Origin of the sequence: Winogradskya humida (assembly GCF_016862215.1) — a bacterium.
In the GTDB taxonomy this organism is placed as follows: Bacteria; Actinomycetota; Actinomycetes; order Mycobacteriales; family Micromonosporaceae; genus Actinoplanes; species Actinoplanes humidus.
In genome coordinates this window covers 45,328-59,903 of the sequence record NZ_BOMN01000113.1, presented here as the reverse complement: position 1 = coordinate 59,903, position 14,576 = coordinate 45,328, and the positions used below count along the sequence as shown (strand labels likewise).

Annotated in this window: 11 protein-coding genes and 1 pseudogene; 2 read left to right on the top strand and 10 right to left on the bottom strand. The window is 67.4% G+C overall.

The window, feature by feature from the left end; translation table 11 throughout:
- Positions 1-67 precede the first annotated feature (67 nt).
- The 8 genes and pseudogenes from Ahu01nite_RS39265 to Ahu01nite_RS39230 form a co-directional block, all read right to left on the bottom strand.
- The gene (locus tag Ahu01nite_RS39265; RefSeq protein WP_203841826.1) at positions 68-1,321 is read right to left on the bottom strand and encodes a hypothetical protein; all 1,254 of its coding nucleotides are present in this window, start codon (positions 1,319-1,321) and stop codon (positions 68-70) included.
- Positions 1,322-2,172: 851 nt separating this feature from the next.
- Positions 2,173-2,511, bottom strand: coding sequence for a helix-turn-helix domain-containing protein (locus tag Ahu01nite_RS39260; protein ID WP_203841825.1), 339 nt, complete (start codon positions 2,509-2,511; stop codon positions 2,173-2,175).
- Positions 2,508-3,587, bottom strand: coding sequence for a tyrosine-type recombinase/integrase (locus Ahu01nite_RS39255; protein ID WP_203841824.1), 1,080 nt, complete (start codon positions 3,585-3,587; stop codon positions 2,508-2,510). Before Ahu01nite_RS39255 ends, Ahu01nite_RS39260 begins: the two co-directional genes overlap by 4 nt.
- A 205-nt stretch (positions 3,588-3,792) precedes the next feature.
- Positions 3,793-4,002 (bottom strand): annotated as a pseudogene (locus tag Ahu01nite_RS52080) (GP88 family protein); the annotation flags it as partial.
- A gap of 86 nt (positions 4,003-4,088) precedes the next feature.
- A complete protein-coding gene (locus Ahu01nite_RS39245) occupies positions 4,089-4,634 on the bottom strand; it encodes a hypothetical protein (RefSeq protein ID WP_203841822.1) in 546 nt (181 codons plus the stop codon).
- 244 nt (positions 4,635-4,878) lie between these two features.
- Complete coding sequence (locus Ahu01nite_RS39240; protein ID WP_203841821.1) at positions 4,879-5,253, bottom strand: hypothetical protein; 375 nt, start codon at positions 5,251-5,253, stop codon at positions 4,879-4,881.
- Between the two features lie 793 nt (positions 5,254-6,046).
- Positions 6,047-6,523, bottom strand: coding sequence for a hypothetical protein (locus tag Ahu01nite_RS39235; RefSeq protein ID WP_203841820.1), 477 nt, complete (start codon positions 6,521-6,523; stop codon positions 6,047-6,049).
- 119 nt (positions 6,524-6,642) lie between these two features.
- Positions 6,643-7,557 carry a DNA-processing protein DprA gene (locus tag Ahu01nite_RS39230; protein WP_203841819.1) on the bottom strand — a complete coding sequence of 305 codons (915 nt, stop codon included), beginning with the start codon at positions 7,555-7,557 and terminating at the stop codon, positions 6,643-6,645.
- A 686-nt stretch (positions 7,558-8,243) separates the two neighbouring features.
- Between Ahu01nite_RS39230 and Ahu01nite_RS39225 the strand changes: the two genes are divergently transcribed.
- Complete coding sequence (locus Ahu01nite_RS39225) at positions 8,244-9,488, top strand: IS110 family transposase (protein ID WP_203841818.1); 1,245 nt, start codon at positions 8,244-8,246, stop codon at positions 9,486-9,488.
- A 437-nt stretch (positions 9,489-9,925) separates the two neighbouring features.
- Here the strand turns inward: Ahu01nite_RS39225 and Ahu01nite_RS39220 are convergent, their stop codons facing one another.
- Positions 9,926-10,321, bottom strand: a complete 396-nt coding sequence (locus tag Ahu01nite_RS39220) for a hypothetical protein (RefSeq protein ID WP_203841817.1) — start codon at positions 10,319-10,321, stop codon at positions 9,926-9,928.
- Between the two features lie 747 nt (positions 10,322-11,068).
- On the opposite strand from Ahu01nite_RS39220, the gene Ahu01nite_RS39215 reads away from it, so the two are divergent.
- The gene (locus Ahu01nite_RS39215) at positions 11,069-12,409 is read left to right on the top strand and encodes a tetratricopeptide repeat protein (protein ID WP_203841816.1); all 1,341 of its coding nucleotides are present in this window, start codon (positions 11,069-11,071) and stop codon (positions 12,407-12,409) included.
- A gap of 99 nt (positions 12,410-12,508) precedes the next feature.
- On the opposite strand, the gene Ahu01nite_RS39210 is transcribed toward Ahu01nite_RS39215, so the two are convergent.
- A complete protein-coding gene (locus tag Ahu01nite_RS39210) occupies positions 12,509-13,627 on the bottom strand; it encodes a pentapeptide repeat-containing protein (RefSeq protein ID WP_203841815.1) in 1,119 nt (372 codons plus the stop codon).
- Between the last annotated feature and the right edge of the window lie 949 nt (positions 13,628-14,576).

The following is a 14,576-nucleotide window of genomic DNA, read 5'->3' as shown; positions in this document are numbered from 1 at the left end:
CGGCACAGGCGGAACCGGCAGACACTAATATTGTGCGATTGACTTCAGGGCGGTGTTCTGCGGTTGATTACCCCTGCTGCGGAGAAGGTCGGGCAGTACGGCGGCGCGCGAGATCTGCCGCGTAGCCGGGCCGGGTGTTGCCCGCGTCCTGGGTCCAGCGCGTCGCCCGGTTAAGACTGATCCCGAGCAGCCGTGCGATCACGGCGGCTGGCATCTCACTGGCCATCTCCATCAGCGCGGTGTTGCGGCCGAGCGTGGGTGAGACGCCCAGCAGGCGTAACCGTCGCAGCAGGTCTCTGGGGGCGAGGGGTTGCCCGAGCCGACGGGCCGGGTAGAGCCACGTGCGGTCGTCCGGTCCGGTTGCGGTGGCGTCACTACGGTCGTGGAGAAGTTCCATGATCAGTTCGCCGAGAGCCGAGGGCACGGCGATCGGTTGTTCGCCGAGCAGCAGTTGTACGCCGGCCTGGGTGACGAGGATGTGCTCGGTGGTCAGGCGTGTGATCCGGACGGCGCGTTGGGCGTAGAGCAGTACGAGCAGCCCGGCGACGCTATCGGCGACGGCGATCGAGCTGTCGCTGAGGAGTCGGCGGGCCAGGGACCATCGTTGATCGTGTTCGGTGAACACCTCGCGAACGGATTCGTTGTTGAACGGTGGGACCTCGATGCCGTGCGCGTGGCCACGTTTGACGGCCCAGCTGACGAACCCGCGTGATCGAGAAAACGTGTCGACGGTGAGCCAGTCGTCGATGTCGGTCTGGGTACAGGTAGCCAGGTTCTGGCCGCGTCCGTGCAGCCAGTTCAACAGGCTCGCGGCGGCGGTGAGCGAGTTCATGGAGTAGACGACCTGATCTTGGGTCAGTGGCTCGCGGACCGCGAGCGTGCGCAGTCGCCGCAGGTGGTACCAGGTGGCGAAGCTCCGCAGGATCTTGCGTGCCGCGGGTTCCTTGACGCGGACGATGCGACGCTCGACGGCGCTCTCCAGGCGGTTCAGACGCTCGTCGCGTGCGGGCAGCACGCCGGCTTGGATCAGGATCGCGCGAAGGTGTGTCGCCGCGCCGTTCGGGGTCAGCCCGTCCAGGAACTGGTGGGTGACCGGGCACATCCCGATCGCAAGCTCGGCGAGCATCTGCTGAGTGCGGGCTCGAGCCACCCAGTTCAGGCCGGCAGCCGCATCGGTGGCGGCCAGTGCGACGAGAACGGGTTCGATCGCCGGTTGAACGGCGCCGTCGGGACCGGTGAGCAGCCCGCGGGCCACCTCGGGCCAGGCGCAGTTCGTGCAGAGGCCGAAGTGGTGCAGCCTCTCAACACTGCCGCACCGCACGCAGGCTCGGTGCGATGCGCTGTCGTTCCTGTAGCAGCTCTGGCAGAAGATTCCATGTTCGGTGCGGGCGCGGATCGGCCTTCGGCGCCGGCATCCGGTGCAGGTGTCCATGGAGCCGCAGCTCTTGCACAGCGGCTTGCCGGAGGAGGTGCGGCGGTGGACGGTGCTCTGTCGTCCGCACTCCGAGCAGGGTTCGACGCGAAGTCTGTCGGTACAGGCCTTGCACCGAGGGGCGTCGGTGCCGGCCAAGGCGCACGGCTTGCGGTGACGGCAGACAGAGCAGGTCGCCACAGGCGGCGTGCAGCAGTTCTGGCATTGCACGATCTCGCCGTCGCGGCGTGCGGGCAGGGCCTTCCGGCCGCAGCTGGTACACGTCTCGGCAATCGACGGCTCGGTCCGGCAACACGCGGCGCACAGCGACTGGCCGTCGCCGGTGCGCCGAGTCATCACAGCGAGCTCTCCACAGCGGGCGCAGCGTTTTACGTGTGCCTGGTTCCAACAGCTCTTGCAGCAACGGAGCCCGTCGCGGCTGCGGGAAAGGCGGACGAGGCGGTCGCAGAACGGGCAGGCAGGGATCACGACACCAGGCACGCCACGCTCACGCAGCGTCTGAATGAGCGTCACGACGCTCGCCGAACCGTAGGCTCCCGCGCCGGTGAGCAGCTCGGGCCGGCTCGTCAGCTGATCGGCGATCTTCTGCCGCCAGCGCGGGTAGGGAACCATCGCGCAGAGCAATGCGGCCAGCTCCGGGCGGTCGGTGGTGGGGTCGAGCCGGGCGACGACCGCCGCGACGACCTGCGCGGGATCAGCGTCGGAGACATCCTCCTTCCGGGAAGGACCCGTTGGCGCGGTCAATCGGTGATCCTTGCTCGCTTGGGTCGGAAGGTCCCGACGCCACTCTCGCGGCCGGCATCGGTGCCAGGACTCTCACCGACCGCAGTGGCGCGGCGTGCGGTGGCGGCGACCGGCACGATCAGCTCCTCCATGCGGCAGTCGAGGATGTCCATCAGCGCCACGAGGATCTTCAGGCTCAGCCGTTCGGGCTTCTCGGTCACCAGCCGCCAGATCTGGGTCGGTGACAAGGTGATGCCGCGATCGATGAGGTGCGGCCGGATGTCGGTCGTGTTGAACATGCCGCGAGTGGCCATGATCTCGCGCAGATTCCAGGTGTAGTCGAGCTTGACGGTCATGCCGTTCCTCCGTCAGCCGGTGCCAGGCCCCGGTCCAGGTGCTGGCGCAGTGTGGTGTTCATGAAGTCGCCCGACACTCCGGTGTAGATCGCCGTGGTGCTGGCGAACCGGTGCCCGACCTGGTCCTGGACGAACTTCGCATCGGCCCCGTCCTCGATCAGGTGCGTGACGTGACTGTGCCGTAGACAGTGCGGAACCAGGTCCGTGTCCATGCCCAGTGCGTCGCGGTAGGCGGCGAAACGCTCCTCGATCTCCCGGGGGCGAAGCCGGCCGCCGCGCTCGGTCACCCACATCGCCGGGTGGTCCGCCAGGCCGAACCGGGGCCTGGCGTTGGCCAGGTAGTCCTCGACTGCCTCGACGGCCCACGGCATTACGGTTGCCACCATCCGCCGCTTCGGCGGTGATCCCTTCGACCGTTTGCCCCAGCGGACGTTCAGCTGCCCGTACTTTCCTAGCTCGGGTGCCTTGGGGTTGCGGTACCAGTCCGTCCGGTCCAGCTTGCTGGCCTCGTTGCAGCGCAGCCCCCAGGCGTAGATCACCTTCAGGACGGTGGCGTCGCGGTAGGCGGTCAGCGCGCCCTTGCGCTTGAGCCGGACCGCCCGGTCGACCTGCTCGTCGGCGTAGTCGAACAGCGCCTGACACTCCTCGCGCGTCATTGGTCTGCGGCCCGGACCGCCCTCGTAGTCGACCAGGTGGGCGACGGTGTTCCACTCATGACAGATCTGCACCGGATGCGTACCGAAACGCGCCTCGCACTCTTCGGGCCACTGGTAATACGGCGAGGTGATGAAGTCGCTGAACATCCGGATCGCACCCTGGTAGTTGCGCATCGTGGACTCCGCCAGCTTCTGCTCCATCACCAGCTGCGCCGTCCACTCGTCCATGTGCGCCGCCGACCAGTGCCAGGGGTACTCGTTCGTGAACTCTATGAACCGGCGCACCACGCTCGTACGGGCGTCGACGGTTTCTCGCTGAAGCCGCCGTCCACCGCGCTGCTGCTTTTCCCAGCCGGACACCATCGCATCCAGCACAGCATCCTCAGGACGGAGAAGGAGTACGCCTTCGCGTAGCTCCATCCGCGCCGATCCGGGAGGCAGATCATCCCGAGCCCTCACTCCTACCCCTTTCGTTCAACGCAAGTATCTTCCATCAGATGAAAGGCGGTGGCAAACCCGCAGGTCCGCGAGCCGGCTCTACCCCCGCGGTAGGCTGACACGACCCAGCAAGGCCGCGAGCCGACGGCCGCAGCGCCTTTCACTTAACGCAATTCCGCGCAGAGAGGGCGTAGCAGACCTGATGGCAGACCCCCGCCGACGGACAGGTGTTGTAGGTCCGCCCGTCGGGGAGTCGCCCGGCCCAGGCAGGCAAGGTCCACGTCCACACGCCGATTCTTTTGAGCCGGCGGTTGCTCTGGGTCAGGAGCCGGGTGGTCCGAGGCGGTCGCCCGCTGGTAGGCGGGGGAACTGGTGTGTAGCTCGGCCACAGTGTCAGCTGATCAGGTTCTGCGGCGCGGTGCGTGGACGGTGCCTGCGGTGGTGGCTCTCGAGCGTGGGGGACACCTGGGCGCCGTGCAGGGCTCATGGGTTCCGCAGCCAACGGCCGGTGCGCACGTCGATGCGCAGCACACTGTCCGCGTCGCGGTCTCCCCATGCACCCCAGGCGATGCGAGACAGGTAGGGCTCGACGGCGCTGGCAACGATCGCGAAGACCGGATCCTGGCGGTGCAGGACAGTCCCGTCGGCCAGGGTTACCGGTCCCAGCATCCAGCCGGCACTCGGCTCGTCACCGCTTTCCACCTCGTAGGTAATGGCGCCGGCGACCAGGAAGCGAATGACGAGCCCGGTTTCGGCAATTGTCTGCGAGGCGCGAAACGACGACATGATGACGGCACGCACGTCGCTGTCGGTCAACCCGAGGGCGGCATTGGCCTGCGCGGCGATCGTGCGGGCGGCCATGAGGTCATGGCCCCAATACCACGGGGTCGCGTGTGTTCCGTTCCCGCGCATCGGGGTGTGGTCGGGCTCGTCCTCGGTGATGATCGAGGGGACGTATCCATACTCGGTTCGCATGGTCTCATCGACGTAGAAGGCATACCGTTTATCCGTCGGTGGAGTCGTATCCATCAGAAGACCGTCACTTTCTGACCATTCACAGATGGTCGAGACGCAATAAGGGCAGGGGTAACGAATCGACCCAAGCCTGATGGGAGCGGGGCCGGCAGATTCCATAAGAGACAAACGCAGCCGCATGCACTCAGCACCCCGTTGGCGGGTTGACCGCGGCCTTGCCTATGGAGGGGCTATGCCGCAGCGCCGCGCAATGACGTGATCCGGCGTTCGATGGGCCGGCGCCCGGGCCGGAGACGACTCAGCGATCGGGCTCGGCTGCTTCGTCGAACGTGACCGCCTCTACGCAGGACATGCGGCCACCAAAGGTGCTGGCGCAGTAGGGGTATCCGCCGGGTGCACCACACAACTGGCAATCCGTCAGATTCGGTGGGTCGTCGTCACGGTCGTCCGCTTCGATGGCGCCATTGGCGCAGCCCGCCGGGCACCGGCCATCGTTGTTGCTGGCGGTTTCGGCGATGACGGTGTACAAAGACCGGCACCAATCGCCTGCGTCATTGGTGTGGCTGTTGATGCGATACCGGCTGGGTTCATTCTCATGGCGCACGTCGGCGCCGAACTGAGCGATGGCATCTGGGATAGAGGAATCCGCGATGGCGGCGTTGAGGTGCGCCACTTCGTCGTCGGTCAGTGCGCGCCCGGTCCAACCCTCGAGCTGGTTGCGAGTGACGATGACCGACGCCGCACCACCGGCGGCAACATGCGGCCGGTGTTATGCGACAAATCAATGGAATCGGTCGGGGTGGCATCGTCGGCGCTCATGGCACCTCCAGGGACGGTGGTGGCCCGGCGGTGTGCCGTCCGGGCGGGGACGGCACGACCAGGCCCGGCCGAACAGAGGCGGTGTCCAGCCCGCCCGGTGCGCCGCAGTGGTCACTTCGTTCTGCCACTGCTCGGTGGATACCAGCTATCCCAAGTGGAGGCGATACGGGGCGTTCACCGGGACGTGGCTTGACGACGCCACGAGCGGCCGGGACCGTGCCCCGTCCCCAGACCGAACGGCACCCGCACCACGGGCTTCCCGCGTAGTGCGCTTGACGGCACGTCACACGCTGAGGTTGTGGCACCTGAGACGCCCGCTCATCGTGCCCGACAGGTTTCGCTACGTGTTGCTGAGGCCGTACACCGTGCGCTGCGCTCTGAAGCCGGCTGCCGGCCGGTGGCACGCACGTGTACGCGACCAGTTCCGGGCGGAACTCGTTATGCGTGCCACCCCAATCGCTGGCACCGGCGAGTACGCGGCAACAGCAAGACCCGCCCGTAATGTGCCGCGTCTTAGTGGCGGAAGACGACCAGCAGTGGCGGCAATCGACCCAGGACTGAAAACGCAGGGCGGCTCGAGGCGGGTACCCAAGGCGGTGTCCTCGACGGCGATATCGGTGCTGGGTGCCGATGGCCGCGTACCGCCTTTACCCGACTTGTCGGGCGGCGGACAGAAAACTGCGGTACAACGTGTGCGCGGTAGCGACCACGGCGGCCATGACCGCCTGCGGCGTGTGCGGCGCGAGCGGGAACCACTCCGGCGGCACCCTGTCCGAGGCGACTGTCACGGTGTCCATAATCGTGACCAGCACCAGAAAACCACCGTCGCGGGCGGCGACGATCTGTGCCGGGTCGATGCCGGCTGCGTGGGTGGTCGGCTCGATCCGAATGCCGGTGATCGGCCAGGTAGTGCGGAGTAAGCCCACCCCGTCGCTGCACGTGACCAGGGTCTGGACGTCCGTGCCAAAATCGCGGCTGAGTGGGTCCAACCCGGTAAGCAGATCCTGGAAGATCGGGATGTTCTCGCCAGTGGTCGCCTTGCGGGCCAGGCGGGTGATGTCGTCACAGACGACGATCGGTTTGGACGGTGATGCGGCGCTGCACGCCGAGAAGAAGCCGCGCAAAAAGCGACGAGTTGACCCCACCATTGCTCCTCACAAAAGAAGCCAGCGCCCGCGGCGAGCGGGCGCTGGCACAAGACGGCGGCAGAAGAAGTGACACCTCGACGGACAGGCCTGCGATGTCAGCGGCGGACGCGTGGCGCAGACGTGCGCGCTGATACCGGCTTCACGTGGGACTCGGCGATCACGGCGAGCACATCCTCAGCCCGCGTTACCAGCGAGGCTGTCCTGTTCACGATCAGCTGATGACATCCGGCAGACACACCGGAGGTCACCGGCCCGGGCACCGCGGCTACGACCCGGCCGGCCCGCTGAGCAGCGTCGGCGATTGCCATGGCGCTGCTGGAGGTAAACGCTTCTACGATCACCGTGGCGGTGCTCATCGTGGCCAGCAATCGTGAGCACACCTGCAGCCGGGGCTGCGTGAGTCCGAGGCCGGGAGGGAAGGCACTCACGACCGTGCCCCGCTGGATGGCGTGAGTGATCATGGCGTCCACCACGGTGCCGAAGTGATGGTCGGGGCCGGCCGCGGTGACCAGAACCGGTGCCGCCAGTTCGTGTGCCAGAGCGCCGCTGAAGGCATGGGCGTTGATGCCACGGTTGGCCCCCGTGATCAGGGTCCATCCTGCAGCGGCGAGGCCGCGTCCCAGATCAGCTGCCACATGAGCGCCGTAGTCGGTCGATTGGAAGGACCCGGTCACGGTGATGGCGGGCTGGAGCTGGGCAGCAACGTCGGGGTTCCCGCGTACCCACAGGCACGGCAGGTCGTCACAGCCGGTGCCGGAAGGCCACCCCCGGTCACCAGGGATCAGCATCGTCATGCCGGCTTCGGCCGCGCGTTCCCACAGCGAACTACCGAGAGCATGTTGCTGCTCGACGATGTCGTCGACCTCAGGGGCCAGGGGCCCGAGCCGGGGATATACCCAGCTGTTCACCGGAACGCCGTGCTCGATGGCGGTGGCCGCCCATCCGGCCGGCAAAGCACCACCGACGTAGTAAGACAGAGCCGCGCGCACGTAGCGTTTGTCGTCGATCAAGGCAGGACCTCCCACGATGGGGCTCAGTCCCGGCGGCGCGCCGCGATGCGGGTGCCGCCGGGAGGGGACGGCACGATACGACCCGGGCGGGCGCAGCCGGGGTCAAGCCACCCGGCGCCCCGCGCGCAGTGTCTTCGAGCGGCACCCACGCCACCCCGGTGGCTTATCTGGACAGGATTCAGGTGCGGGGTGGTCGCCGGAGGGGCTTGACGACGGCCCTGTCCGGCCGGGACCGTGCCCTGTCCCCACTCCGGACGGCCCCGTCGCGCGTCCGACTGGCCACGACCGCACAGCGACTGCTTGGCCGCCAACAAGAAGGCCGGAGTGATGCTGCTGCTATCGCACACGGGTTTGGACGGCGTACTCGTCATATTCTGAGAGCCGCTGGAGGTGACCGAGATCGAGTAATGAAAGCCCCGGCCGGCCGAGGATGGCGTCTACGCGGGGAATGACATACGGTATTGTCCGAATTATTGTTCCCCGCCTCCGCGGGGGTTATCCCAGCGTGACAACGCATCCACTCGATGGACAGGCCGGCTTGCGGCCACTTGCGAGATGGACATGCGCGTCCCCGCGGCTCGGCGAAGATCCGGGCGGTGCTCGTGCGCCCGATCTCGGGCAGAGTGCCATGGGCCGTGAGGTCGCGGCGCGCTGGATGGCAACCCACCAGCGGAGGAGACAGCAGCGTGCAGCGCCCACCACGGTTCTACTGCGGTATCGACTGGGCCGACCAGGTCAACGACGTGGCGGTCATCGACCGTGACGGCGAGGTCCTCGCCCGCACGAGGATCAGCGCCATTCCGGACGGTGTCCGTGAACTGTTCACGCTGCTGGACGGGTTGCGGGCCAGCCATACGCACGGGCTGCGGCAGGTGCCGGTGGCGATCGAAACGAACCAAGGCCTGCTGGTGCACGCGCTGCGCGCCAAAGGCCAGCCGGTGTACCAGATCCCGCCCAGCGAGGTAGCGCGGCAGCGGCAGCGCACGTCGCGGGCCGCGAAGAAATCCGACCGCAGCGACGCCGCACTGCTCGCTATCATGCTCCGCGACCGGTGGGGCCTGCTGCGGCAACTGCCCGGGGTGAGCCCGGACGCGGCAGCGATCACGGTGCTGACCCACGCGCAGTACCGGGCCCAGCTGCTGCGCGAGCAACTTCAGGCCCAACTGCGGGCGCTGCTGGTACAGGTCCACCCGGTCGCGGCGCACGGGTGGGACGGCCGCGACCACGGGCTACGCCGCCCCGAGGCCCGCGCGGTCCTGGCCGCGGGCCCGACCGCGGCCGCTGCGCAGACGGTCACCGCCTACCGGTGGGAGAAAGTCCTCACCGGGGTTCGGTTGCGGCTGCTCGAGCAGGAGGCGTACCGGCTGCGGGACCTGTTCACCGCACCGGTCCTGCGTCTACCGCCGGCGATCGAGCAGGCGACCGCGGTCGAGGTTCGCGCCCTGCTCGCGGCATTCGACCATGCCTGCGACCGCGCCGACGAACTCACCGCCGTCGTCACCGACGCCTTCGACGCCCATCCGCAGGCGAAGATCTACCTGTCGTTCCCGGGCTGCGGGGCGCTGACCGGGGCGCGGCTGCTCGCCGAGCTCGGTGACGACCCGGCCCGGTTCGCCACCGCGAAAGGGCTGCGCGCCTATGCGGGGCTGGCGCCGCTGACCTGGGCGAGCGGCACCGTGCGGCAGGTCACCCACCGCCGGATCTGCAACCGCCGGTTGAAGCTGGTCTGCCACCGGTGGGCGTTCAGCGCGCTGACCCGCTCGCCGGGCGCCCGCGCACTCTACGACCGGCGCCGTGGTCGCGGAGACACTTACGCGGGGGCGTTGAGGCATGTTGGTGGGCGGCTGCTGTCGGGCTTGCACCGCTGCCTGGTCACCGGCACGTTGTACGACGAGCAGGTCATGTTCGCGCGACCTCATGCGGCGGGTTGAGGCGCGGCTGCCCGGAAGGTGCCCGGCGATGCCTGCAGCAATCCCGAGCCTGGTGAGCTCTGACGTGGGAACGGCACCCGGGCACCTCCCCGACATCCGCACCATCCGACCAGCCGCCGGGCATGACCTCAGCCGTGCCGTACCTCGCGGGTTCTCAGCCTCGGCGAACGCGCTGTTGGTGTTCGTCGCCGATGTTGTGGAGGCCGGAATGTCGTGCACGGGAGCCTTTGCTACCGGCGATCGGATGTCTACTACGGTTCCCCGTTCCTCAGCTCCATGAGGGTGTCCCGGACGGCGCCTTGTTGGCCGGCGCCCCTGCCGCGTCCGCTGGCATGAACTGCGGTCTGCGAGCCGGTGACGAGGGGCGGCAGGACGGGTCGAGCGCCGGAGCTCACGATCGCGACACCCACCTAGTGGTAGTGACCTGGTATCGCCCGCTAGGCGGACGCCGTACCGGCCGCGCCCGGTGTCAGTTTCATGCCCACGTTAGCGAGCGAGCCGATCGCGGTGCCCCACCAGGCAGGGATCCCGTCCACGTACAGGCACGGGGCATGTGCGGACATGTCGTCGCGCATCCGTGCCACCTCGACTCCTGGGATGAGGATCGGCACCGTCGTGCTATCAGAGATCGGCACGTCCCAGCCGAAGCGGCCGTCGCGGTCGGTTGCGGGTGTGCGTACGGGCTCGCCATCGACTCCGGCTACCCGATGGCGGATCGGCACCTGTTCCAGCTCGGCCGCGCGTTCGCGTACAGCGGTGAGGAACGCGGCCAGCGCGGTGGCGGCGAGCTTCTCGCGAGCACCCTCGACGGGCTGGGTTCCAGGGTTGATCATGAGGGTCACCGTAGGCCTCTCGATGATGTCTGTGCAGGCCAGACGCGCCGGTCGAGGATGCCGGCCGGGTGCCGGCGGTGGCTTTTCAGCATGCGGGGGTGTGCGGTTGGTGCTCCGGACGGGCATCCTGCGCAGTGAGTGATCGCCACAGGTTTGGCGGTGCAGGCACGGCCCGCACTGCGGGCTCAGACGGGCCGCCGGTACCGAGGTCGTCAACGGTCTTCTTCGACTGGGTGCTGGGCTTCTCATGCGATGGCGGTGGTGGGGGGATTCTGCGGTCGAGTTCCGGGCCGGTGATCGACGGAGCCTGTGCAGGTGCGGTATTCGTTGATCTTGTGGCAGTGAGGGATTCGGTTGTGTGTGTGTGGTGTTGTCCGCTGCGGTGGGGTGGGGTCGTGATGGTGTGGAGGCGGCCAGCTGGCTTGCCGGCGTGGCGAGTCTGCTCGTGGCGGTGGTGACGTTGCTGGTCACGGTGCCGTCTGGTGGGTCCGGTTCGGCGGTGGGGAGGGTGTTGAGGTTCCGGGGCCGGGCCAGTGGGGACGGGCAGGTGTTCCAGGCGGGCGGCAACATCACGAATGCCGGGAACCGGCCGCCGAAGCGATGAGCTGGCCGGGCCGGCAGAGGTTCGGAGCCCGGGCCAGCGGCCGCAGCACGGTAGTCTAGGCCGGTCGTGACGTCACGATTAACATGGCGTCGGCTGGGCCGGTGGGAGGGTTTGAAGGCCGGCTGTGGAACGTGGCTGGTGCGGTGGCCACGTTCACCGCTCGTGACTTGGAGTTGGCCACAGTCACCACGGCAGTGAGCGACAACACGGGTGTGCCGGTGGTGCTGCACGGGGTGCCGGGGGTGGGTAAGACTCAGCTGGCGCTGGCCTGGGTGTATGGGTATGCGGAATCGGCGCAGGTGGTGTGGCAGATCCGGGCGGCGAATCGGCTGGAGGTCGTGGCTGATCTGGCACAGCTGGCCGATCGTCTCGGGATGGCCGTTGGCGGAGATCTGGAGCAGGCGGCGCGGGCTGCGATGCAGGAGCTCAACGGTCGTGACGACTGGCTGTTGCTGTTCGACGATGCCACCCCGGACAGCGTGGCGGGGTTGGTGCCCGTGCGTGGCGGCCGGGTATTGATGACCTCGCGAAACCCGAACTGGGCTCTGACCGGAGTGCCGTCGGAAGTGGGACTGTTCGCCCCGCACGTTGCCGCGGTGTTCCTCGACCCCAGCGCCGGTGAGGCTGCTGGGCTGCTGGCCAGCGAGCTGGGGTATCTGCCGCTTGCTTTGGAGCAGGCCCGCGCGTACTGCGCGGCACCGGCCGGGAGGCTGGTCGTGTACCTGGCAGATTTTCGGCGTCAGCGGCTGCTGGGACAGGGCATCGACCATACCTTGCATGCTCCGGTCACGGTTACCCTCGCGCTGGCGTTGGACGAGGTGCGAAGGCGAGAGCCGGGTGCGGCGCAGTTGATGATGGTGCTGGCCCAGTTCGCGCCCGCCGCCATCCCCTGGGATCTGGTGGCAGTCGGTGCGATGGTGCAGCCGGTGCCGCTGGACGACGCTGCCATCGACGGCGTCTACGCCGACCAGCTGATCGGGGTGTTACGTGAGCTGGCCCTGGTCACCGCCGACAGGTCGGGTCTGCTGCGCGTGCATCAGCTCGTCGCCGAAGTGCTGCGGGAGCACCCCCTGCCGGTACCCGACAACTACAGCTTGTGGCAGAGCCCGCTGCGCGTGATCGGCGCCGGCCCGCCGCCTCGGTCGTGGATCCAGGAAGGAGCGGAACTCCTGGCTGAAGCACTCCCCGCCGACGTAAAGAATCCGGTGCACTGGGACCGGTGGGCGCTGCTACTTCCCCATGCCGAAACGGTGATCGAGCGCGGTGCCTCGCCCAGCACGACCATCGGCACCCTGCAATACCTGTGCGGGGCCTACCTACTGCGTCGCGGCGAATATTCGTCTGCGCGTCGGTGCAGTACCCGCTCGGTCGAGGGGCGGGGTCGCCTTCTAGGCGAGGAGCACCCGGACACCCTGACCTCGATGAGCAACCTCGCGGCCATCGAGCGAAGAATGGACGATTCAGGCGGCCAGGAAAGTCGTTAGTCGCGCTACCGCAATAGCGCCGGGTGAGCCGGTGCAGATGCACTATCCGGGGCGTACGGTATTGTGGATCTAGCCTGGGGCGGGCTAGCGCCTTTGTCATCAATGCGGAGAGGGCGTCGGCTGTTCTACTCCTTTTGGCAGCTTTGTCGTCTTGTCCATTGAGGCGTCGACTATTTGGATTGATGTGAGGCCGACCACCCTGCTTAGGTCGGCGCCGGTCAGGTCCGCGTAGGTCAGGTCTGCTCCGTCCAGGTCCGCGCCATCTAGGTGTGCGACGTCCAGGCGCATGCCTTGCAGGTTCGCGCCGTCCAGGTGTGCGCCGCTCAGGTCCGCGTCGTGCAGGTCTGCGCCGCTCAGGTCCGCGTCGTGCAGGTTCGCACTGGCCAGGTTCGCGCCGTCCAGGTTCGCGCTGGCCAGGTCCGCGCCGTCCAGGTTCGCGCCGGTCAGGTTCGCGTAGCGCAGGTTCGCACCGGTTAGAGGGGTGCCGGTCAGGTCCGCGTAGCGCAGGTCCGCGCCGGTCAGGTTCGCGCCGTCCAGGTCCGCGTAGCGCAGGTCCGCGCCGTCCAGGTGCACGCTGTCCAGGTCCGTGCCGTCCAGGTTCGCGCCGTCCAGGTTCGCGCCGGTCAGGTTCGCGTAGCGCAGGTCCGCGCCGGTCAGGTCCGCGCCGATCAAATCCGCGCCCCGCAGCTCCGCAGTGTCGAGGCCGAGTAGTGTGCCGGAGAAATCTAGCGTCTGGTTGCCCGGATTGGGTCGGTGGCTGAGAACAGTCACCGCGGCGCGGACGTCGGCTGACGATGGGCGCACTCTTTTCGGCATCTGGTCGGGCCGAGGGGCGTGGGTGCGGACGAAGGCGCACAGCACCTGGACCACTGCTGGTTGGTCCGGCGGGGAGTCGATCATCAGCCGCTGCAGGGCGTAGATACCGCCCAAGCGGATGGAGAGCTTGTCCTGCTTCTTCTCATCTTCTTGGCCGAGTTGATCGATCGCGGCGGTGAACCGATCCGCGACCTGCCCTTGCAAGGCAAGATTCTGCTGTTGAAGGCCGAGCTCCTGTTGTTGACGGTTGGCGCCGTTGGTGTAAAACAGGCCCGCTGCGACCAGCAACACCGACAGGATGCCGCCGATCGTGGTCGCGGTCGTACGCCAATCGGGTCTGTTCGTCCGCTCGGTTGATTTCAGTCTGCTGGCGCGGGTTCGGTGGCGTATGCGGGGCTGCATGGCGGCACTGGGGCGCCGGCGTGGCCGGCTGGGAGGCGCCGGTTCGGGAGTGGTGACCTGTCCTGAGACCCAGCCTCGCTGGGCAGCCGCCCAACGCGTACGGAGACTTACCATTTCTTTATTGCACACGCCCAGTACAACTGCTCGTCACCCAGAAGTGACGCAGTTAGTTGTGTACGGAGCGAATCTGAGGGGCATGGACCTGCGGGGCGTAACACTGAGTGAAGGGCGGTTGAGTGGCAGTGACGTGACCGCCGCGATTCTTGATTGCACTTGCCGCGACCTCGGACGACGCGTGAGTGTTGTGTCAGGTCGATTCCGCAAAGTGAGCCGGTGCAGGGTCGGAATTCGATGTGTGCGCCCGACGCCCGCAGATGTCGACCGCCTTGGCGAGCCCGCCGCGCAGGCACCGCGTTCTGCGACGGCGTTGTAGCTGCAGGCAGGAACTCGATCCGCAGCTTGGCTATTTAGCGACGGTCGATGTCGGCGCCCTTCACTTGGGGAACGCCAAGCTGAGTTGGCACGGCTTGTGGTCGTGTGCTGGGAGGTAGTTGATGTGTCCAGAGCAAATTCTCTTGCTAGGCGCATGTGATGGCCGCTTCGGTTTCTGGCTGTCGGGGCAGCAGGTCGCTCGCCTCCCGTCGTGGCAGTCATTCTGGCGGGCTCAGGTGGCCCCACCCGGGCGGGGCTAACTTTGGCAGTCGTCGCAACACTCCAGCTGAGCAGCTTCGACGCTGAGCTTGGCGATGCGGCCAGAGCACACGCGCCGACCGGCCAATGCCAGTTCGCTAGAGGTGCGGAGCGCGGCAGATCCGGATGCCAGCCGCTACAACTGAGAAGCCACGAACTTCACTCGACCCGGAGTTTCAGAATCGGGAAGTGAGTGCCACTCGGCTTCCTCCTGAACCCGAACCGCAAGCCACAGACACTGAACGCAGCGACGAAGTTC